Annotated in this window: 21 protein-coding genes and 1 pseudogene; 12 read left to right on the top strand and 10 right to left on the bottom strand. The window is 61.9% G+C overall.

Annotated features, from left to right (window positions below):
* Positions 1-7 precede the first annotated feature (7 nt).
* The 4 genes from AC3WQS_RS28490 (at position 8) to AC3WQS_RS28475 (ending at position 4425) form a co-directional block, all read left to right on the top strand.
* Positions 8-991 (top strand): NADPH:quinone oxidoreductase family protein, encoded by a 984-nt coding sequence (locus AC3WQS_RS28490; protein WP_003943088.1) that lies wholly within the window; start codon positions 8-10, stop codon positions 989-991.
* Between the two features lie 79 nt (positions 992-1070).
* Complete coding sequence (locus AC3WQS_RS28485; RefSeq protein ID WP_492712591.1) at positions 1071-2270, top strand: acetyl-CoA C-acyltransferase; 1200 nt, start codon at positions 1071-1073, stop codon at positions 2268-2270.
* Positions 2267-3052 (top strand): RhlG family 3-oxoacyl-ACP reductase, encoded by a 786-nt coding sequence (locus AC3WQS_RS28480; RefSeq protein WP_020909426.1) that lies wholly within the window; start codon positions 2267-2269, stop codon positions 3050-3052. Before AC3WQS_RS28485 ends, AC3WQS_RS28480 begins: the two co-directional genes overlap by 4 nt.
* A 173-nt stretch (positions 3053-3225) precedes the next feature.
* Positions 3226-4425, top strand: a complete 1200-nt coding sequence (locus AC3WQS_RS28475) for a glycoside hydrolase family 183 protein (protein ID WP_019745693.1) — start codon at positions 3226-3228, stop codon at positions 4423-4425.
* Between the two features lie 38 nt (positions 4426-4463).
* Here AC3WQS_RS28475 and AC3WQS_RS28470 read toward each other — a convergent pair whose 3' ends face one another.
* The 6 genes from AC3WQS_RS28470 to AC3WQS_RS28445 all read right to left on the bottom strand — a co-directional run bounded on the left by AC3WQS_RS28470 (position 4464) and on the right by AC3WQS_RS28445 (position 9799).
* Entirely contained in the window at positions 4464-6503 is a 2040-nt protein-coding gene (locus AC3WQS_RS28470) for a YhgE/Pip domain-containing protein (protein ID WP_020971076.1), read from the bottom strand.
* 133 nt (positions 6504-6636) lie between these two features.
* Positions 6637-7233, bottom strand: a complete 597-nt coding sequence (locus tag AC3WQS_RS28465; protein WP_020909424.1) for an SRPBCC domain-containing protein — start codon at positions 7231-7233, stop codon at positions 6637-6639.
* Positions 7230-7607, bottom strand: coding sequence for an ArsR/SmtB family transcription factor (locus tag AC3WQS_RS28460; RefSeq protein ID WP_020909423.1), 378 nt, complete (start codon positions 7605-7607; stop codon positions 7230-7232). Before AC3WQS_RS28460 ends, AC3WQS_RS28465 begins: the two co-directional genes overlap by 4 nt.
* 62 nt (positions 7608-7669) lie before the next feature.
* Positions 7670-8353, bottom strand: a complete 684-nt coding sequence (locus AC3WQS_RS28455) for a GntR family transcriptional regulator (RefSeq protein WP_019745689.1) — start codon at positions 8351-8353, stop codon at positions 7670-7672.
* A gap of 36 nt (positions 8354-8389) precedes the next feature.
* Positions 8390-9166, bottom strand: coding sequence for a cysteate racemase (gene cuyB / locus AC3WQS_RS28450; protein ID WP_232253260.1), 777 nt, complete (start codon positions 9164-9166; stop codon positions 8390-8392).
* A gap of 129 nt (positions 9167-9295) precedes the next feature.
* A complete protein-coding gene (locus tag AC3WQS_RS28445; protein ID WP_021345800.1) occupies positions 9296-9799 on the bottom strand; it encodes a PASTA domain-containing protein in 504 nt (167 codons plus the stop codon).
* Positions 9800-9929: 130 nt separating this feature from the next.
* On the opposite strand from AC3WQS_RS28445, the gene AC3WQS_RS28440 reads away from it, so the two are divergent.
* The 5 genes and pseudogenes from AC3WQS_RS28440 (at position 9930) to AC3WQS_RS28420 (ending at position 15067) form a co-directional block, all read left to right on the top strand.
* The gene (locus AC3WQS_RS28440) at positions 9930-10634 is read left to right on the top strand and encodes a type 1 glutamine amidotransferase (RefSeq protein WP_029256465.1); all 705 of its coding nucleotides are present in this window, start codon (positions 9930-9932) and stop codon (positions 10632-10634) included.
* A 119-nt stretch (positions 10635-10753) separates the two neighbouring features.
* Positions 10754-11924: pseudogene (locus tag AC3WQS_RS28435) on the top strand (glycoside hydrolase family 183 protein).
* 20 nt (positions 11925-11944) lie between these two features.
* Positions 11945-13207, top strand: a complete 1263-nt coding sequence (locus AC3WQS_RS28430; RefSeq protein WP_019745685.1) for a helix-turn-helix transcriptional regulator — start codon at positions 11945-11947, stop codon at positions 13205-13207.
* 148 nt (positions 13208-13355) lie between these two features.
* Complete coding sequence (locus tag AC3WQS_RS28425) at positions 13356-14444, top strand: S-(hydroxymethyl)mycothiol dehydrogenase (protein ID WP_007730860.1); 1089 nt, start codon at positions 13356-13358, stop codon at positions 14442-14444.
* Entirely contained in the window at positions 14441-15067 is a 627-nt protein-coding gene (locus AC3WQS_RS28420; protein ID WP_007730862.1) for an MBL fold metallo-hydrolase, read from the top strand. Before AC3WQS_RS28425 ends, AC3WQS_RS28420 begins: the two co-directional genes overlap by 4 nt.
* 50 nt (positions 15068-15117) lie before the next feature.
* On the opposite strand, the gene AC3WQS_RS28415 is transcribed toward AC3WQS_RS28420, so the two are convergent.
* The 3 genes from AC3WQS_RS28415 to AC3WQS_RS28405 form a co-directional block, all read right to left on the bottom strand.
* On the bottom strand, positions 15118-16074 hold the full coding sequence (locus AC3WQS_RS28415; RefSeq protein WP_492712592.1) for a phosphotransferase enzyme family protein: 957 nt from the start codon (positions 16072-16074) through the stop codon (positions 15118-15120).
* A gap of 34 nt (positions 16075-16108) precedes the next feature.
* Positions 16109-16423 carry a hypothetical protein gene (locus AC3WQS_RS28410; RefSeq protein WP_139120551.1) on the bottom strand — a complete coding sequence of 105 codons (315 nt, stop codon included), beginning with the start codon at positions 16421-16423 and terminating at the stop codon, positions 16109-16111.
* Positions 16424-16606: 183 nt separating this feature from the next.
* Entirely contained in the window at positions 16607-17098 is a 492-nt protein-coding gene (locus AC3WQS_RS28405; protein ID WP_283308000.1) for an Lrp/AsnC family transcriptional regulator, read from the bottom strand.
* A gap of 138 nt (positions 17099-17236) precedes the next feature.
* On the opposite strand from AC3WQS_RS28405, the gene kynB reads away from it, so the two are divergent.
* Genes kynB through AC3WQS_RS28390 form a run of 3 tightly spaced genes read left to right on the top strand, consistent with a single transcriptional unit; the run spans position 17237 to position 20716 of the window.
* Entirely contained in the window at positions 17237-17968 is a 732-nt protein-coding gene (gene kynB, locus AC3WQS_RS28400) for an arylformamidase (RefSeq protein WP_492712593.1), read from the top strand.
* Positions 17965-19230, top strand: a complete 1266-nt coding sequence (gene kynU / locus AC3WQS_RS28395) for a kynureninase (protein ID WP_492712594.1) — start codon at positions 17965-17967, stop codon at positions 19228-19230. The genes kynB and kynU overlap by 4 nt, the downstream gene beginning before the upstream one ends.
* A 52-nt stretch (positions 19231-19282) precedes the next feature.
* Positions 19283-20716, top strand: coding sequence for an amino acid permease (locus tag AC3WQS_RS28390; RefSeq protein WP_492712595.1), 1434 nt, complete (start codon positions 19283-19285; stop codon positions 20714-20716).
* Between the two features lie 13 nt (positions 20717-20729).
* Here the strand turns inward: AC3WQS_RS28390 and AC3WQS_RS28385 are convergent, their stop codons facing one another.
* Positions 20730-21416 (bottom strand): dienelactone hydrolase family protein, encoded by a 687-nt coding sequence (locus tag AC3WQS_RS28385; protein WP_283567222.1) that lies wholly within the window; start codon positions 21414-21416, stop codon positions 20730-20732.
* Between the last annotated feature and the right edge of the window lie 51 nt (positions 21417-21467).

Here is a 21467-nt window from a genome sequence, read left to right as displayed (position 1 = left end):
AATTGCTGTGAAGGCTTGGCGCGTCAACGAACTCGGTCAACCCCGCGATGTGCTCGCGTTGGAGGAGACCGCGGATCCCACCCCGAATGCGACGGAGATGTTGGTCAAGGTGCTGGCGGCTCCGGCCAACTTCCCCGACGTCCTCATGTGCCGGGGTGAGTACCAGATCAAGCCGCCGCTGCCCTTCACACCCGGTGTCGAACTGTGTGGTGAAGTGGTCTCGGTCGGTGAATCGGTGACCAAGTTCGCAGTGGGGGACCGGGTGATCGGTAATCCGAGTCTGCCGTCCGGCGGATTCGCCGAGTACTCGGTACTGGATCAGAACAACACGTTCCCGGCGCCGTCGGCTCTCGACGACGCGGAAGCATCCGCTCTGAGCATCGGCTATCAGACAGCGTGGTTCGCTCTGCATCGCCGCACCCAACTGCTCGAGGGTGAGACGTTGTTGGTCCACGCTGCTGCGGGTGGTGTCGGTAGTGCGGCAGTGCAACTCGGCAAGGCGGCAGGCGCCAAGGTCATCGGTGTCGTCGGCGGCCCGGACAAGGCCGAGTACGCGCGCAAGCTCGGCGCAGACCTCGTCGTAGACCGTCACAGTGAGGACTTCGTGGCAGCGGTCAAGGAGTTCACCGGCGGCAAGGGCGCCGACGTGGTCTTCGATCCGGTCGGCGGCGACGCCTACGCGAAGTCCACCAAGTGCATCGCCTTCGAGGGACGGATCGTCATCATCGGCTTCGCCGGTGGCACGATCCCGCAGCCGGCACTCAATCACGCTCTCATCAAGAACTATTCGATCATCGGACTGCACTGGGGGCTGTACAAGGCCTACAACCAGCAGGCCATCGACGACTGCCACGTCGAGCTCACCAGGCTCGCCGATGCCGGCTTGGTCAAACCACTGATCAGTGAGCGGTTGTCGTTGACGGACGTTGCCGACGGTATCGGTCGCCTCGGCGACGGCACCACTGTTGGTCGCGTCGTGTTCCAGCCCTGATTCTTGCTGTGCGCCTTTATTAACCCCCGGCGGTTAATAAAGGCGCACAGCACTTCGTGTTCGACGAAAGGATTCCCCGATGAGGCAAGCTGTCATCGTTTCCACCGCCCGTACCCCGATCGGTAAGGCGTACCGCGGCGCGTTCAACAACACTCAGGCTCAAGAGCTTGCTGCACATGCCATTTCGAATGCAGTTCAGCGCGCGGGCCTCGAGGGCGGCGAGGTTGAGGACGTCATCCTCGGCGCCGCGCTGCAGCAGGGATCTTCCGGCGGCAACGTCGCACGGCAAGCGGTGCTGCGGGCCGGGCTTCCGGACTCGGTTTCCGGAATGACGATCGATCGTCAGTGCTCGTCCGGGCTCATGGCCATCGCGACCGCAGCCAAGCAGATCGTGGACGACGGAATGCAGATCGCGGTCGGCGGCGGAGTCGAATCGATCTCGTTGGTCCAGAACGATCACATGAACAACTTCCGCGCGGCTGATCCGTGGCTGAAGGAAAACAAGCCGTCGATTTACATGCCGATGCTGCACACGGCCGAGATCGTCGCCGAGCGCTACGGAGTGACCCGCGAGCAGCAGGACGAGTTCGCGCTCGTCTCGCAGCAGCGGACCGCAGCAGCTCAGAACACAGGTCGGTTCGATCTCGAGATCGTCCCGCTGCCCTCGATCAAGCAAGTGCAGGACAAGGAGACGGGTGAGATCCGCAGCGAGTCCGTGACGCTGACCCTGGACGAAGGCAACCGCGCTTCCACCACGTTGGAAGGGCTGTCGAGTCTGCGACCGGTTCTGGCCGACGGGACTGTCAGTGCGCATTCCTCCATCACTGCGGGCAACTCGTCTCAGCTCTCGGACGGTGCCTCCGCTTCGGTGCTGATGGAGGCGGGCGAGGCGGAACGCCGCGGGTTGGCTCCTCTCGGTATCTACCGTGGGATGGCTGTCGCGGGTTGTGCTCCCGACGAGATGGGCATCGGACCGGTGTTCGCGATTCCGCGTCTGCTGGATCTTCACGGACTGAAGGTCGACGACATCGATCTCTGGGAACTCAACGAGGCCTTCGCCTCTCAGGCCCTGTACTGCCGCGACAAGCTCGGGATCGATCCCGAGAAGTACAACGTCGACGGCGGCGGTATCTCCGTCGGCCATCCGTACGGAATGACGGGTGCTCGTCTGGTCGGCCATGCTCTTCTGGAAGGAAAACGGCGCGGAGCCAAGCTCGTGGTGGTGACCATGTGCATCGGCGGCGGCATGGGTGCTGCCGGGCTTTTCGAGGTCGCATGAGCTTGATCGAGGGACTGTTCGACGTCAGTGGCAAGACCGTTGTGGTCACCGGTGGATCACGCGGTATCGGATACATGATCGCTCGTGGATTTGTCGAAGGCGGAGCGACGGTCGTCATTTCGGCCCGAAAAGCCGAAGCCTGTGACGAAGCCGCGCGAGAGCTTTCGGAGTTCGGCACCTGCATCTCGCATCCGGCCGATCTGTCCACGGACGAGGGGATCGAGAGCCTCGCTGCGAAGGTCGCCGAGATTTCGCCGACGCTCGACGTACTGGTCAACAACGCCGGTGCCACGTGGGGAGCTCCCGTCGACGATTTTCCGGCTGCCGGCTTCGACAAGATCTTCGACATCAATGTCAAGGCAATCTTCCTCTTGACGCAGAAGCTGTTGCCGCAGCTGCGTTCTGCGGCCACTGCGGAAGATCCCGCGCGCGTGATCAATATCGGATCGATCGACGGACTCGTGGTGTCGGGGTCGGAGAACTTCTCGTACGGAGCCAGTAAGGCTGCGGTGCACATGTTGACGCGCAAGCTCGCGGCAACGCTTGCGGGGGAACAGATCACGGTCAATGCCATTGCGCCGGGCCCGTTCCCGTCGAAGATGATGGCATTCCTCCTCGAGGACGAGCAAAGTGCAAAGGCTGTGGCGGACTCGGTCCCGTTGGGCAGGGTCGGAACTCCCCAGGATGCTGCAGGTCTTGCCATTTTCCTGGCTTCACGTGCCGGGGCTTATCTGACCGGCGCGGTGATTCCACTCGACGGCGGTGCGAGCGGAGCGCGCTGACCTACTGACTGATCTTCTCTGTCCGAAAAGGCCTGAAAGTCTGAACTACTATGACTTTCAGGCCTTTTCGCGTCTTTGTCTGATTGGGTTATCTGTGACTGCAGTTGCTAGATTGTCCGAGGTTCGGGGGGAACGACGACGACAACACCAACAATCCCGGCCATGGGGGAGTCATGTTTCGCGCGGGGAGATCGTTGGGGGTGTTCGGGGTAGTTGCTGCTCTGGCAGCTGCTGCCGTCACGGCGGTGGCTTCGCCGGCGATGGCTGCGCCGGGATGCGTCGGAGTCAGTGGCGTCGGTAGTAGTGGAGGTCCGGCCAATGCGGCGCCGTGGCTCAACGGCAACACCGGAGGGTTGCCAGGTCTGTCCGGTCGTACTACCGCGATCGAAAAGATCACCGGCACATACAGTCCCAACAAGACGGTTGATCGCTTCAATGTCCTGGGAACCGACCTGGGCATCATGTGGGACAACGGTGCGGGGCAGATTCTGACCGCTTTCGGCGATACCACCGGGCTCAGTCGTAACCCCACCTGCGACGGTTTGGTGGGCGAGTGGCGAAGTAATGTGCTCTTCCGCAGCTCGGATCGGGTACTCGCCGACGGGATGCGCATCGACAGCGCGCCGAAGGACGGTACCGGTCAGGCGCGTGAGATCATCTCCGGTCTGAAGATTCCGGGCGTCGAGGCTTCCAGTATCCCCACGAGCGGCATAGCAGTGAACGGTGTGCAGTATCTGAGCTACATGTCGGTGCGCAACTGGGGCGAGGCCGGGCAGTGGAGTACAAACTACTCACAGATTGCCACCTCCTCGGACAACGGCGAGACGTGGACCATGCGTCCGGAGACGCTGCGCCCCAATATCGGTGGGGTTCTTCCCGCGGGTGTCGCCCCCGTCGCCGGTAGCGAGAACTTTCAGATGAGCTCGATGGTGAAGGACGGCGGGTTCGTCTACAACTACGGAACCCCCGCGGGACGATCCGGCGAGGTTCGACTTTCTCGCGTGCCCGAGGGGGCGATCCTCGATCTTTCCGCCTACGAGTACTGGAACGGAAACGGCTGGATCCGAGCTGATCCCGCTGCGGCCGTACCCGTCATGGGCGGCCGCATCGGGGAGATCTCCGTTCAGTACAACGAGTTCCTCGGCAAGTTCGTGGCGATGTACGCCGACGCGTTCAGTTCGATCGTGATGCGAACCGCTCCCAGTCCGGTCGGTCCGTGGACGGCACCGGAAACATTGGTCAATCTGGTCGAGGTTCCCGGTATCTACGCTGCATACATCCACCCGTGGTCCAGTGGTTCGGATCTGTACTTCCTTGCCACCACGTGGGCCGACTACAACGTCATGTTGATGCGTACGACGCTCGTTCGCTGATCCGACTCACGTTTGCGCTGACTCAGGTTTGCGCCGAGTTACATTTGCGTTGGTTGGAGGTACACGATCTCCTCGGTGATCGGCGCGTCGTCATCGGCGTCGGTCGGCGGTTCTTGTCGGCGGCGCCACCAGATGGTGAACAGGACGGCTCCGATCACCAAGGCAGCCAGAGCGATTACCGCCACCCAGAATTTCGGGCCGTAGTATCCGACAAGGACCATGCGCATGGCGTTGCGCGCCCACGTGAGTGGCATCAGGGCGTGCAGCCACTGCAGAACCGTCGGCATCTGTTCGATGGGGTACACCGCGCCGAAGGCGAAGATCTGAATCATCAAGGCGCCCAAAGCGATGAAGGTTCCGTTGACGGCTCCGAACACAACGGTGAAGAGCCTGCCCGAGCTGACCGCGGCGGCACCCACCAGGATCATCACTGCGATCATCGCCAGAACACTAGGTGGTTCGACGTTTGCCACGGTCAGTGACACCACCGACAACACGAGCGCCGCGACCAAGGTGACCAGGGCGGGAATGCGGTAGCGGCGCAGCCCCTCACGCACCACGCTGGTGTGCGAGTTCAGTGAACGTCCGCGTCGTGGACGGACGACGAACCACGTGAGAATTCCGCACAGGAACAGTGCCACCGAGATCACGGCAGGGACGGCTCCCGGTCCGAAACCGGCTGCGGGATAGTTGTTCCGCGCGTCGACGGCAACCGGGGACGAGAGCAGATTGGCTGTGGTGGCGCGTTCGTCGTCCGAGAACTGCGGCACCTGGGCGGCGCCGTCGGACAAACCGGTGGCGAGTTCTGCGCTGCCCGCGTCGAGCTCGCCGACGCCGGCCGATAGCTGCCCGAGACCGTCACGGAGCGCAATACTTCCGGTGTCCAACTGCCCGAGGCCGGTGGAGAGTTCCTGTGCGCCGGTAGCGAGTTGGCCTGCGCCGTCGGACAGTTGGCCTAGTCCCGTGTTGAGTTCACCTGCACCGGCCGCCGCGGCAAGAAGCCCGCCACGGTAGTCGCTGCTCGGATCGGTGAGTTGGCGCGAGATCTCCCGCGCACCGTCGCGAAGCTGGCCGAGCTGACCGATCACGTCGTCGTCCGACGGTTGTGCAGTCAGGGAAGCCCGCAGTCCACCCAGGGCTTCGACGAGTCCGGCGGAGACCGGATCGGCCGAGTTTCGAAGCATCGACGTGAGGGCGTCGATCTGACCGACGACGGCGTCCGAGGACCCCGCGAGGTCGAGTACCGGGGTGGTGACCATGTCGACCACTTCGCTGATCTGACGGGCGCCTGCGCCGAGTTCGTCGGTTCCCCCGACCAACTGGTTGAGTCCGCTGCTCAGCTCGCCCGAGCCTGCAGCAGCTTCGTTCGCTCCAGCAGCCAGCTCGCCGGCTCCGGCGGCCAGCTCCTTGCCGCCTTGATTCGCTTCACCCATGCCGGTGGCGAGTTCCTTGCTTCCGGCGTAGAGCTCGTTGGTTCCGGCGAGTGCCTCGGAGGATCCGTCGGAGAGTTGTTGCGCGCCAGCGGCTGCTTCACCGAATCCTGTTCCGAGTTCACCCAACCCGACCAGCACCTGGTCGATGGACTGCTCGCCGATCGACTCGGAGACCGCCGAGCGCACCTGAGCGATGATGCTTTCACCGACCGGGCCGGCGACCAGACTGTTGTAATCGTTGTACAAGACGTCGAGTTCGGCCTTGCGGCCCGAACCCGATGCGGCACTGGCCACGTCTGCGCTGAAAGTCTTGGGAATGACGACCGAGAAGTAGTAGGTGCCGTCGTTGACGCCGTCGGCGGCTTCCTGTTCCGAGACGACCTTCCATGCAACGTCTCCGCTCTCGACGAGCGCGGCAACAACTTCATCGCCGGCTTGCAGACGTGTTCCGTCGAGTTCTGTGCCGGCATCGGCGTTGACGATGGCGACGGGCAAGCGGTTGACCGTGTCGCCCGGATCCCACAGTGCCCACATGTAGAACGCCGCAATCGACAGCGGTGCGATGACGAGGACAGCGAGAACTGTCCGGATGATGTGCGTGCGTCGCGTCGTGGCCGCGTTGTCGACTACGGGTTGTGGCGCCATGTGGAGCTCTCTTCTCGTGGACCGAAGCAGTTGTGGCACGAAAGAAAGCCACCAAAACTGCTGGACATACGTCCAGCTCGGTCACGATACAAAGCAAACGGCCATCCTGTGACCGTTTTCGAAGAATTGGGCGTTATCGGCCGCCGTGCTCTGCCTCGATCTTTGCCCACTCCCACCCGCGGAAGTTGGCCAGACGAAGCTCCTCTGCTTCGTCGAAGGTGTACCACTCGGTGCTCGGCGCATCGGGGAGAGTGCCGCGCAAGTATTCGCCCAGGTAGTGAAGTGGGCCTTCCCAGCCGGTTCCGACGCCGTAGCAGCCGGTGTCCGGGTCGTTGCGGAAGACATCGGCGACGGAGGCGTGCTCCAACTCGAGCCAGGTGGCGTCGGGGCCGTCTGCAGTCAGCCGGATCTCGACCTGATCGCTGTATCCGCGATCGCCGGGCGGTGTCCACTGCAGTCGCAGCAGGTGTGGGGCGTCGCAGGCCAGGATCTCGCCACTTGCCTGGCCTTCGAAGGCGTACGAGCCGCCCACCTGGAAGTCTCCGCTCACCGGAAGGAAGAAACGGTTGATGCGGTCAGGGGTCGTGATGGCGTCCCAGACGTCGTCGACCGACGCGTTGTAGCGGCGCTTGAGTACGGCAGTTCGAGCCGCACCTTCTGCGATGTCGCGGTTGCCCATGCTCCGCTCTACCGCCGTGAGGCTGGTGTCCTGGTTCGCGATCTCGGTCATTGTGAGTCTCCTTCGTCGGAAAAATTCGATTGTGAAGATCTGCTCCGCTCGGAGCCGCGTCGTTTCCCTCGTGCGAGTTCTGTGGCCAATGCGTCGAGAGGGCCGCTCCAGAACTGCCGGAATCCGTCGAGCCATTGGTCCACTTCTTGCAATGGCGCGGGCTCGACGGCATAGAGACGCCTGGTGCCTTCGCTGCGGACGGTGGCGAATCCGTTTTCTCGGAGCACTCGCAGGTGCCCGGACGCGGTCGGTTGCGAGATTCCGAACTCCGCTGCCACGACTTCGGCGATCTGACCCGCCGAGCGCTCGCCGCTGGACAGGAGTTCCATGATTCTTCGCCGAACTGGGTCTCCGAGAACGTCGAACGCATGCACCAGTCATTTATATCGGCAATGGCCAATATAGGCAAGCGCCGAAACTTGTATTCGGGCGTCGGTCAGTCCGAGAGCGCGAACTCGTCGGCGTCGAAGAGTTCACCGATCAGCCCGCCGAGATGGCGTCGATGTTCGGCCGACAGTGTTGCTGCCGCCTCGGCATCGTGGTCTGCGCACAGCTCGATCAGCTTGTTGTGATGGTCGACGGAGTCCTGGCTGCCGAGAAGGCTCGAGAACTTGCGGTAGTAGATGCGGTGAATTTGTGGGTGAACCTGGTGAATCAGCTTCTTCAACAGCGGATTTGCCGCAGCGTCGATGATGACGCTGTGTAGGCGATCGTCCGCGGTCAGCGCTCGGCCTATGTCGTTTCGCTTGACGGCAGCGGCGAAGTCTTTGTTGGCGGAGCGCATCGCCCCGATCATCTCGTCGGTGAGGTTCGGTACAGCGGTGACGACGGCCAGTTGGTCGAGAGCTTCGATGACTGCGAGTGTTGCCTCGACGTCGCCGCGGTCGAGGGTGGTGATGCGCGTGTATGCACCGGGCTTCGCTTCCACGAGTCCGGTGTCGACCAGCCTTGCGAGCGCTTCGCGGACCGGAGTTCTGCTCAATCCCAGATACTCGGCGAGTTCGCTGTCCTTGATCTTCGAGCCCGGCGCCAGTTCACCGGTGACGATCGCTTCGCGAATGCGTTCGAGAGCGATGTCGCTCATTCGTGCTCGCTCAACCGGTTTACCGCCACGCAACATACTGGATATCGTACTCTGCACGTTGCTTGTCGCAGGTCAGCCCAGGTCGGCCAACGACGCGTGTTTCCGGGCATCCGCAACGCGTAGGAGCAGCGCGCGGGCGAGAATTGTTGCCGGATCGATGATCTGACAGGTTGTGGCGTCGGCGGGCAGTCCGAGCGGAATCTCGGTGCATCCGGCCACGACGACCTGCGCGCCCGATTCGACGAGAAGATCAGCGGCCCTGACGAGTTTGTCGGTGGTCTCGTCTCCGACGTTGCCACTCTTGATTGCTCGGATCGCCGGCATCACCAGTTCGTCCTGGATCGCAGGTCCTGGCACCAGGACGTCAATCGAGTATTCCGACAGCCATTGTTGATACAACCCGGTGCGGACCGTCCCCGTGGTGGCCAACAGTCCGACGGATGTGACGGCGGGTGAGAGCGTCCGGATGTGCCGAGCAACTTCGTCGATCATGTGGACGACGGGAAGTCCCAGTTGGGATGAGATGGCGGGCAGGAAGGCGTGGGCGGTATTGCATGGGATGGCGAGCGTCGTTGCGCCCGACTCTCGGAGGACGCGCGCACCTCGGAGCAGCCAGGGGGTGGGGTCCGGGCCGTCCTCGGTGAGTGCCAATGTCCGGTCGGGAACCGTGGGATCGGCCCAGATGACAACTTTGGGGTGCTCCTGATCCGTCGAACCTGGCGTCAGGGCAACGAGTTTGGAGTAGAAGTCCGCAGTAGCGGCCGGCCCCATGCCTCCGAGTATTCCGATGACGGGTTCGCTCATGCCCGCCGGAGAGTTGGCGCGCTGCCGTATTCGTTGCACCTTCATGTTGCAATCCAACCTTTCGCATCCAATATATTGGATACTCGTAATGTTGACTACAGTGAAGGAGGTTGAAGGTAGTTGTCAAGTAGGGCGCGGCGTTCCCAGAATTGCGAAGTTCGAGATCTCGCTCGATCAGCAGGGGGTGGGTTCGCCGATCTTGACGGCTGAGAGCACGGCTTCGATTTCACCGAAAGGGCTTCCGGCAGAAGGTGTCTGATCGACAACAATCCAGTTGGAATCGACCAGTTGGCGTCGACCCGCGCCAGTTGCGTCAGCACTTCTGGAGAAGAAGACTCCGGCCGACTGAATGGTGTCCTGCGCGTCTTGAAGATTCATGCACACGACGTTGGGCATGATCGCAGGAGTTGCAGGGGGCGTCACTTCTGCGGTGACTGGGGTGGTGGCCAGTGGAGTATTCGTCGGACCGGCCACCGAGGTGGTCAATGGAGCCTGAGTCGTCGTGGGTTGAGTTGTCGAGGTTGCAGTGGTGGTCGCGGTGGATGTTGATTCGGCCTCGCTGTCGGTGCTTGTTCCTGAGCATGCGGCAAGTGACGCCAAGGCGAATGCGCTGAGTCCGATGCGAACGGCAGTTGAGGACGGGCGAATCGATGTCGAAAAGAGTTGTGGTGCGCGCACAGACGTTCCTTGTCGGTAAAGGGGCGATGAAAAGGGGAGATTCGAGTCAGAGCACATCCGACGCCGTCGATGTGCCTTATGTCGAATAGAACCATAGGCTTTCGGCACCGGATTCGAGAGGAATTGCCTAATGCATTTTCTGGAACTACGACACGCGCAGTGTGAACCCCCAGCGGCGTATTCGCCTGTCCTGGAGAGCTACGGAGATGTGCAGACCGTTCTTCTGGGAACCGACCCGCTTCCCGACCATCGACGGTTCGACGCCGTGATCGTGATGGGCGGGCCGATGGGCGTCGGCGATCAGGGCGAGGTCGAGTGGTTGGCATCCGAGATCGAATACATTCGCGATCTGGTCGAGAACGATGTCCCGGTGTGGGGAGTGTGTCTGGGTTCGCAGTTGCTCGCCGCGGCGCTGGGTGCTCGCGTCTACACGGGCGCTGTGCCCGAAGTCGGAGTTGAGGAGATCACCTTGACTGTCGAGGGCCGGCAAGATCCCGTGTGGGGAGATCTGCCCTCCACATTTCCTGCAATGCAATGGCATTCGGATACCTTCGACATTCCGAACGGCGCGGTGCGGCTCGCTGGTTCTGCCAAGTATCCGAATCAACTCTTCCGATACAAGCAGAGTTACGCCGTTCAGTTTCACCTCGAAGCGTCCTCCGAGGTGGCGCGCGAATGGATGGAACTGGCCGAGTACCGCGACTCGCTGCATGCTTCACTGGGAGCGGACGGTCCGCGCATCTTCATGCATCAGTTGAGTGCTGCCGAGTCTCAGGGGCTCGAGATTGCCGCAGCGGTGATGGAGAAGTGGTTGAAATCGATCTCTGTTGAATAAGGCCGTTTTGTCCTGATTGACTGATTTACCTGTTACCTTGTGTTGTCGTGGGTGGATGAACCGATCCGGTCGAGCAAGACACCTCGTAGAGTCCGGATCTCCCCCGCGAAAGGGGAGCGATGCGCCGGATACGGAAGATATCGACAGCTGCAGTGACGTGTGTACTCGCGTCGACCGCGGTCTTGGGGGCGACCCAGGCTCATGCATCCCCGTGGGATTGCAACGTCACCGGCAGCTTGGATCAATCAGGTGGGCCGACCAATCCGATTCCCTGGCTCAACGGAACGGACGGGAAACTTCCGGAATTGCAGGGCCGCACCTCGGCGGTCGAGTACATCACCGGCGCGCTCAGCCCCAACCAAACCGTCGAGCGTTTCAACGTTCTCGGCACGGATCTCGGCATCATGTGGGACAACGGCGCAGGTCAGGTCCTGACAGCCTTCGGCGACACCGTCGGCATCGGATCTGACCCCCTGTGTTCCGGGGTGGTCGGTGACTGGCGCAGCAACGTCCTGTTCCGTAGCTCGGACGGAAATCTGTCCGACGGCATGAACATCGACTCCTCACCGACCGACCGGCCGAATCACTCACGCGAGATCATCGGAAGTCTGAAAGTCACCGGCGTCGAAACCAGCAGCATTCCGACGACGGGTATCTCGGTTGGCGGCGTTCAGTACGTCAACTACATGTCGATTCGTTCGTGGGGAGGGTCGGGCGAGTGGGTCACCAACTTCTCGCAGATCGCGTCCTCGCACGACAACGGTGAGACCTGGCAGGTCGAACCGGCCTCGTCCCGGCCCAATCTGCCGTTGACGGGTAACGACAACTTCCAGATGGGTTCCTTCGTCAAAGACGGTGGTTACGTCTACAACTTCGGTACCCCCGCGGGACGTTTCGGCGAGGGGGCGCCTCTCGCGGGTCAAGGAAGCCTCCATCGCGGACGTCGCGGCGTACGAATACTGGGACGGAAAAGCATGGGTCCCCAACAATCCCGCTGCCGCTGCAGTGGTTCTCGACGGGGATGTCAGCGAACTGTCGGTGCAGTACAACGACTATCTCGGCAAGTTCGTCGCGATGTACTCCAACGAGTGGGGAGCGCTGGTGCTGCGGACGGCGTCGGACCTGACCGGCCCGTGGAGTGCGCCCGACGTAGTGATCGGCACCGACGAGGTTCCGGGACTCTACGGCGCGTACATGCACCCCTGGTCACAGGGGCAGGACCTCTACTTTCTCGCCACCACCTGGTCCGACTACAACGTGATGCTCATGAAGACCACGCTGCACCAGTGAACCGGATTTATCGTTGAACGGTGAGCACCACCGACAATGCGCTACTGATCACCGCCCTTCGAGACGTGTTGGTGGGACCACTACCCGAAATCGGCCGACGATTTTCGACGTTGATCGCGGACATGGCGCCGCACACTTCCCTGGTGATCTTCACCCGTGAATGCACCGGTAGGCCGCGCAAGGTCGCCGGGGATCCAGCCGTCGTCGATCGTGTGACCATCGCCGAACTCGACCGTATCCGTACGGATCTCACTGTCGGACAGATCTTTCGGGGAAAATGCGCTGTCGCCGGCCGGGACCGTGAAGTGCTTGCGATGCTTGATCGAACCGATACGCTTCTCGTTTTGACACCGCACCCCGTACCGGTGAAGACAGCATCCCTCGAATTGATCCAGGCACTGTTCGCAGTGACTGCAACCGGAATTCAGCTCCAGGTCCGGAACGCGAGCCCGGCATATCTCGCCGAGTCACGGGCAGCGTCGTCGGAGCGTGCACGCACCGTGGCGGAGATGACGGAGGTGCATGCGGCCACCCTCGAGACGATGCTGGCGACGCTGCGCTCGGCGGATCTCGACGACACACGTGCGCGAACCTCGGCCAGGGAGACTGCGGCCTCGGCTCTGATCGGCCTGCGTTCAGCCGTCGACGTGCACCGCGAGTTGGCCGAAGAGTCGACCACCACGGCTTTTGCACGGATGCGTGGGGAATTGCGTTCGCTGCTCAAGCATCGGGAAATCGCGTTGGAGTTGGTGGAGCCACCCGTCGACGGGCGTGGGTTACCAGGTGAAGTGGCGCACGGCGCCCGCGCGGTCGTCCGCGGCGCGGTCTTGGCCTTGTCGGATCAGCAGATGCTCTCGCGTATCCGGGTGGCCTGGACGCTCGACGCGGCTTCACTCTCGATCGACATTCGCGACGACGGCGGCGGCGAAGCCGACGTGGTTGACGTTGAACGCCAATTGCGTTCGAGGGTAGAGACTTTGGGTGGAACCGTCGAATCCGAGTCGACGCCCGGGTGGGGGAACCGGATCAGCGCAACCATCCCGCTCGACGCCCCCGTCGCCCTACCGAACCGCGACGTCCTCACCGAACTGGCTCCGCGGGAGTTCGAGGTACTCGAGCATCTGGTGGCCGGACGGCGCAACAAGGCGATCTCGGAGCGCCTCGGCGTCAGCGAGAGCACAGTCAAGTTTCATGTTGCCGGGGTCCTGCGGAAATTGGGCGTCGAGAGTCGGGGTGCGGCGGCCGCCGCGGGCGCGGAGGCCGGCGTGAAGCCTGCACCCTAGTCCTTTCGGCCAGGTCGGTCAGTCAGTTCGACCAGGGTTGCGGGCACCTGCTTCGGGCTAACCTTTCAACGAGTGCACATATCGCAATGTGAAAACACGGCGCCATGTGACGACACGTCCTCAATCGCACGAAGCCAGGAGCAAAGCCATGCCACAGCAGGTACGCGGCGTCATCGCCCGATCCAAGGGTGCCCCCGTCGAAATCGTCCCCATCACGATTCCCGACCCCGGTGCCAACGAGGTAGTGGTCGCCATTGCAGCGTGCGGTGTGTGCCACACCGACCTGACCTACCGCGACGGCGGAATCAACGACGAGTACCCGTTCCTGCTCGGGCACGAGGCGTCGGGCATCGTCGAGAGCGTCGGCCCCGGTGTCACTCACGTCGAGGTGGGCGACTTCGTCGTCCTCAACTGGCGTGCAGTCTGCGGGCAGTGTCGTGCGTGTAAGCGTGGCCGCCCGCAGTACTGCTTCGACACGTTCAACGCCGAGCAGAAGATGACGCTCGAAGACGGCACCGAACTGACGCCGGCACTCGGTATCGGCGCATTCGCAGACAAGACGCTGGTTCACGAAGGCCAGTGCACCAAGGTCGACGCCTCGGCCGATCCGGCTGTGGTCGGACTGCTCGGTTGCGGTGTCATGGCCGGCATGGGTGCCGCGATGAACACCGGCAACGTCGGACGCGGTGATTCAGTGGCCGTGATCGGGTGTGGTGGTGTCGGCGACGCAGCGATCATGGGTTCACGCCTGGCCGGCGCCAATACCATCATCGCCATCGACCGGGATCCGCGAAAGCTGGAGTGGGCCACGGAACTTGGTGCCACACACACGATCAATGCCACCGAGGTCGACGACGTCGTCGAGGCAGTCCAGGAGCTGACCGGAGGTTTCGGTGCCGACGTGGTTGTCGACGCAGTCGGTCGCCCGGAGACCTGGAAGCAGGCGTTCTACGCCCGCGACCTCGCGGGAACTGTAGTGCTGGTGGGTGTTCCGACGCCGGACATGAAGCTGGAAATGCCGCTGGTGGACTTCTTCTCGCGCGGCGGAGCCCTCAAGTCGTCGTGGTACGGCGATTGCCTGCCCGAGCGTGACTTCCCCGTTCTGGTCGACCTGTACCAGCAGGGGCGTCTGCCGCTCGAGAAGTTCGTCAGTGAGCGCATCAAGCTCGACGAGGTGGAGAAGGCCTTCGAGACGATGCACCGCGGCGAGGTCCTCCGTTCGGTGGTGGTCCTGTGACATTGCGTGTCGATCGCGTCGTCACCTCGGGCACGTTCAGCCTCGACGGCGGAACGTGGGACGTCGACAACAACATCTGGCTGATCGGTGACGACAACGAAGTGGTAATCGTCGACGCAGCTCACACCGCGCAGCCGATCATCGACGCTGTCGGCGGACGCAAGGTGATCGGAATCGTCTGCACCCACGGTCACAACGATCACGTCACCGTTGCGCCGGAGCTGGCCGAGAAGCTCGACGCTCCGATCTACCTGAACCCGGCCGACGATGTGCTCTGGGAGATGACTCACCCCGGGGTGAAGCATCTGAGCTTGGAAGATGATCAGCGTATTGCTGTGGCGGGTACGGACATTCTGGCCATCCACACACCGGGCCATTCCCCGGGGTCGACCTGCCTCTACCTGCCCGAGGCGGGGGAACTGTTCAGCGGCGACACCTTGTTCTCCGGTGGACCCGGCGCAACGGGGCGGTCGTACTCAGACTTCCCGACCATCATCGGGTCCATTCGCGACAAGCTGTTCGCGCTCCCCGCCGAGACCAAGGTTCACACCGGTCACGGCGACGGCACGACGATCGGCACAGAGGCGCCGCATCTCGAAGAATGGATCCGCGCCGGATCCTGATGTGATCAGAAGTGAAGTGGGGACGCCGGTACCGGCGTCCCCACTTTTTGTCACAACGCTGATGCCCAACCGGCGGTGTCGTTCTCACCCGGGATTGCCATCAGGCCGTGCCACAGTTCGAGGATCTCGAACCATTCTGTCTCGGATCGGCTGAGGGTACGTACAGATTCGTAGCCGGCGCGCAGGCTCTGCCGTACCGCGATCGGTGTCGGTCGCCAATCGGTGAACAGGGTGCCCAGATAGACGCTTGCCTTGGCCAGGTCGCTCACCCGGTGGTCGATCACCACGTCGTCGAAGTCGAGTACTCCGGTGGTATGAGAATTTCGAGTCAGGATGTTGGCTGCACGGAAGTCGTTGTGTACCAGTTGAATTTGGTCATCTAGCTCGGACGCACGCGCCAGGAGGTCCACGAGCCTACGCGTTGCCTCAGGCGCGAACCCGCGGTCGAAATTCTCGAGCCAACCACCGATGCGCTCCATCAACCCGGTGCTGCGCGACGAGAAAACCGATCCGTCGACATGGGTGGCGCCGAGCGTTCGGTGTATTTCTGCCAGACATGCTCCTGCCGAACGGACCGCCGCGTGGTCGTGCACGTCCAACCAATCTCCCGCCAACTCCGGCAGTACGGTGAACGACACTGCGCACGAGGGCCCTTCCAGTGTTTCCCGGTCCAATCCGTTCAGGGAAGTGATTGGCGACGGAACGGGCGCACCCTGCCCGGCGAGTGCGCTCAGCAGTCGCGTCGACGCCCCCAGGTTCGCGAAGCGCTCTGTGGCGCGCGACCACTTCACCACCAGCCCACCTCGGTCGCTCGCAACCCACACAATCGCGTTCTGGTCACTGATCGCCATTCGCGAGCACTCGAGGGCCGTCAATCCCCAAGTCTGCTCGAGTACCGCCGAGACCCAATGGGTGGCTGCGCCAAAGCTGTTGAATCCGAATCGCTCCTCCAGAGCGGCTTCCGGCTCCACCGACTCCCAGAGCATGGACAACCCGAGTGGCAACATGCTGTCCGACTTTAGTGGGATGAACACAGTCATCTCATGCGTCAGGAGCAGGTTTGCCCGATTGTGTAGCTGCGTTTTCGAGCATCTCGATTCGGTTGTTGAGCCGCTCGATCGTCATACGCACACTCCAGATGAGTTCGACGAGGCTTTCCTGCATGACGGGGATGCCCATGATGTCCGACAACTGGCGCCACAGCGCCATAGTCGACTTTCGATGGGAATCGTATGTGACTTGTAGCGCCGCCAACTGCACCTCTGCGGGTACTTGATCCTTGACATGCGAACCGAAGGGTGGGGGTTCCTGGTCAACCCACGGCGACCATCGCGATTGGACTTCTGCCTCCGTCATCTTGGACAGTCTTTCCAGTATCTCGCGGCATGCGGCGGGTGAGGAGAACACCGTTTCGAGGCATCGGTGGTAGTCCGGGGGTTGCATTTGCTTGTGTTCCGACATTGATCAGCGCTCCGCGTACTCCGTCCGGAGACGAAGGTTACGAGAGTACACCGAATCGGCCTTGGCGACAGCTGCAGTTCAGCCGCCTTGACTCAGTTCGCTGAAGATCAGGTTGGTCTGGGTATTGGCGATAGCCGGATCGTTGAGGTGTGCGCTGACGAAATCGCGAAGCCGAGTGGGGGATTCACACGACACGTGCACCAGGAGATCACGGTCCCCACTCATCAGGAACACTCGCTGAACGGAATCCAGTCCGCTCAGGTGCTCGGCAATTTCCGTCATCCGGCTCCTGGCGTGGGAGTGAATCAGAATCGACACCATCGCCGAGATCTCGAGGCCGAGTAGCTCGAGGTCGATGTCTGCATGAAACCCCTTGATGACGCCCGATTCGCGTAGAGCGCGCATCCGCGCCAGAGCGGTCGACGGCGCTATCCCGACCTTCTCGGCGAGTGCATTGTTGGGGATGCGCGCATCCCGGACGAGTTCGCGGAGAATCGCTGTATCGACTTCGTCGAGCCGAACATGATTCGGCCGAGCCGCGGCTGCCGCCCGTTCGATCGCACTAATCATCCGATTTCTCCCTGCCGTCGCGAAAATATTCAGCATCTATTGACCGCGCCCGTCGATGATCCTAGCTTTTGCCAAACACATCGAATTATCAAACGGTCGAGATCGACACAGTCGACTGTTGCGGACGAAGGGGTCTGGATGCTTCCGAGGATCGGCCGACACGCGGGCGACGGACACATGGGCGACTGGGTGGCACGGTTGATCGACATCAGCCCGCCGATCTCCGAATCGACGCCCGTGTGGCCAGGCGATACCGCCTTCACCCGCGCTGTCACGTCCGACCTCGGCGGCAGTGACGCCGTCACCATCAACCGAATCACCACCACTCCGCATATCGGTGCTCACGCCGATGCGCCGGCGCACACCCGCATCGACGGGGCGCCCATCGGTTCTGTTCCCCTCGAGCCCTATCTCGGCGAAGCACTGGTGGTCGACATGACGGGGGTCGACGGTGCCGCATGCATCAGGCCCGTCGAAGAGACGGTGGAGCGACTCGGCGGCCATCTGCCGCAACGGCTGATTCTGAGGACCTACCCGAAGTACCCGAGCGAGTGGGACAACGACTTCGCCGGCGTTTCTCCGGACCTGACTCACTGGTTCGCCGACCGCGGGGGCGTTCTGATCGGAATCGACGGCGCCTCGTTCGATCCGATGGACAGCAAGACCATGGACGGGCACCACGCGGCAAGCGATCGTGGCGTCGCGATCCTCGAAGGACTGTGCCTCGACGAGGTCGACGAAGGCTACTACGAGTTGATCGCACTGCCGCTGAAGTTCCTCGACCTCGATGCCAGCCCGGTACGCGCCGTGCTCCGGACTCTGCCTTCATCACTTTCAACGCCGACACATGCAGGAGAAGAATCGTCATGACATCGACAACCACCCTTTCGTTGGAAGACTGCGTCAAGGCCGACGCAGTGGATCCACTGAGGGAGTTCCGCCGCGAGTTCGCGATTCCGGAGGGCGTTCTCTACTTCGACGGAAACTCTCTCGGCGCGCGTCCCATTGCCGCACAGGAATGCGCCGCGAGAGTGATCGGCGACGAGTGGGGCAACGGCTTGGTTCGCAGTTGGAACGAGGCTGGATGGTTCGACCTCCCGGTCCGCCTCGGTGACAAACTTGCCCCGTTGCTGGGAGCAGGTGAAGGCGAAGTGGTAGTGACGGATTCGACGTCGATCAACCTGTTCAAGGCATTGGCCTCCGCACTGTCCATCGCGGCTGCTCAGGATCCCAGCCGGAAGGTGATCGTCTCCGAGCGCGACAATTTCCCCACTGACCTCTACATTGCGGAGGGCATCATCTCGCTGCTCGATCAGGGGTACGAACTACGCCTGATCGACCAACCGGGCGACCTCACCGAAGCAGTAGGACCAGACACCGCCGTAGTGATGTTGTCGCACGTCAACTACCGCACCGGAAACCTGTATGCGATGACGGAAGTCACTGCAGCAGTGCAGGAACGTGGCGCCCTCATGATCTGGGATCTCGCACACTCGGCCGGCGCCGTCACTGTCGATCTGAGCGGCGCCGACGCCGACTTCGCGGTCGGGTGTACGTACAAGTACCTCAATGGTGGTCCGGGTTCGCCTGCATTCATCTGGGTCAACCGTCGCCATCAGAACACCGGAATCCAGCCACTGTCCGGGTGGTGGGGGCACGCGCGACCGTTCGCGATGGAGTCGGCCTACGAACCGGGCGCAGGAATACGACGGTTTCTGAGTGGTACTCAACCCATCACGTCGTTGTCACTCGTCGAATGTGGTCTCGACGTCATGCTCAAAGCTGACATGGCCGACATCCGCAGCAAGTCGCTCGCGCTGGCCGATCTCTTCATCAGCCTCGTCGAGGAGCGTTGCGCTGCCTACGGTTTGGAGTTGATCACGCCGCGCGAGCACGAGCGTCGTGGCTCGCACGTGAGTTTTGTTCATTCCGAGGGCTATTCCATCATGAAGGCTCTCATCGCGCGGGGCGTCATCGGTGACTACCGCGAACCCGGAGTGCTGAGGTTCGGTATCACTCCGCTCTATCTCGGATACGCCGACGTGTGGAACGCCGTCGACGTGTTGCGAGACATCCTCGAGAACAAGTCCTGGGATCGCCCCGAATTCCGCGAGCGCGACGCAGTCACCTGATTCTTCCAAGTTTCCGCGGACCGGGAGGTACCGCCTTTCGCAAGGAGCTTTCATGAGTGATTTCAAAAACATTCAGCAGCGAGAATCAGGTCTCAAACGCGAACTCGGCCCCAAGCAGATGAGCATGATCGCGCTCGGCGGTGCAATCGGCACCGGACTGTTCCTCGGCAGTAAGTTCGCCATCGGATTTGCCGGCCCGAGCGTCATCATCAGTTACGCGATCGGCGGGTTGATCGCCCTGCTGCTGATGGGTGCCCTCGCCGAAATGACCGTCGCACATGCGACATCAGGTTCGTTCGGTGCGTACGCAGAGTTCTACGTCGGACCGTTGATCGGCTTCCTCGTTCGCTATCTCTACTGGTCTTGCATCGTCCTCGCGGTCGGTACCGAGGTCACCGCGATCGGTGAATACATGCAGTTCTGGTTCGCCGACGTACCGTCGTGGCTGTGGATCGTGTTGTTCTCCGGAGTGCTGATCGGAGTGAACATGTTCAACGTCAAGGCCTTCGGAACGATGGAGTACTGGTTTTCGACGATCAAGGTCTTCGCGATCGTGGCATTCATCGTGATGGCAGCGTACGTCGTGTTCGGTAGCGGGAACCCGGACTATGGATTCCACAACTACACGGCCGGTGGCGGATTCTTTCCGAATGGTTTGTCCGGCATGTGGTTTGCCGTGATCGTATCGATCTTCAGCTACTTGAGCATCGAGATGATCGCCATTGCGGCCGGTGAGGCGGAGAACCCGGCGGTAGCGGTGAAGAAGGCGTTCCGTGTGACGATCGTCCGGCTGTTCGTCTTCTACATCGCAACCCTTGCTTTGATTCTGGCAATTGCTCCGATGGACAAGATCTTGAGCGGCGGAAGCCCTTTCGTCACGGTGATGCAGGTCGTGAAGATTCCGGGCGCAGACAGTGTGCTGAACTTCGTGGTTATTATTGCCGCGCTGTCCGCGATGAACAGTCAGTTGTACGTGTCTTCGCGAATGATGTTCTCGCTCTCGCGTGCTGGTGACGCGCCGGCCATTCTCGGCAAGGTCAGGGCCAACGGCTCGCCGGTCAACGCCTTGCTGCTGTCGACGTCGGGCATCGCCGTCGCGACCATCGTCTACGTTCTCTTTCCCGAGCAGGCATTCACGTTGATGATCTCGTTGTCGATGTTCGGAGCGATGGCGACGTGGCTGCTGATCTTCTTGACGCACTGGTTCTTTCGCAAGCGGATGAAGGAGGACGGAACCAAACTTTCCTTTACGATTCCGTTCTTTCCGGTGGGAACAATCCTCGGCGGAGTCCTCATGGTCGCGATTCTGATCACCACGTTGTGGGTCGACGATTTCAAGATGACGCTGGTGTTCGGAGTTCCGTTTGTTCTTGCCGTGATCGGCATCTACTACTTCACCCGATCACGTCGGGCGCAGAGTCGAGCGGTAACGGCTGAACAGGTTCAGGACGAGATCACCGGCACGGTGGTCAAGCGGGTTCCCTGACTTACATTGGCAATCACAGGGTTTCGGCGAAAAACTCCATAGTGCGGGTCCAGGCGAGGGCAGCAGAATCCGGGGCGTAGTGGCTGGTCGAAGTGTCGTTGTTGAACGCGTGGCCGGCGTCGGCATAGCGGTACACCCGGGCGAGATCGGACGCGGTTGCGCGCAATTGCTCGACGCTCTCCGGCGGGATACTCGGATCGAGGTCGCCGTAGTGACCGAGCCACGGGACCTGCAGTTGCGCTGCAAGTTCGGTGCCTGCCGCGATTCCGTCCCATCGGGCCTCGGCGACACCGCCGCCGTAGTACGTGACAGCGGAATCGACGAGGGGTACCGCGGCACACCACAGTGACGCGGTGCCGCCCATGCAGAATCCGAGGGAGCCGACTCTGTCTGCTCCCTCGGATCGGCTGCAGTCGACGGCGGCACGTACGTCGTGGCCGATGCTTGTGCTGTCGAGTGCCATGAGCGCATCCTTCGCGGACGGGAAGTCGGTGAAGGAGGTCTGTGCGCCGCGGTGGTAGAGATGCGGGGCGACGGCAAGGTAGCCGGCGTCGGCGAGGCGTTCGAGGATGCTCTCGATGTGTTGGTTCACGCCCCACGCTTCTTGGAGAACTACTACCGCATGTCTCGGTTCACTCGGCGAATCCGGTCGGCTGACGGTCAGCGGTACGTCACGTGTGGTCGTCGTGAAAGTTCCCATGTCCCGACTGTATGCGAGTACGGACTGTATTCGAGCACAGCCTGTGGGTGC

Source organism: Rhodococcus sp. FW305-130 (assembly GCF_058788335.1).
This window is presented reverse-complemented; position numbering and strand designations above follow the sequence as displayed.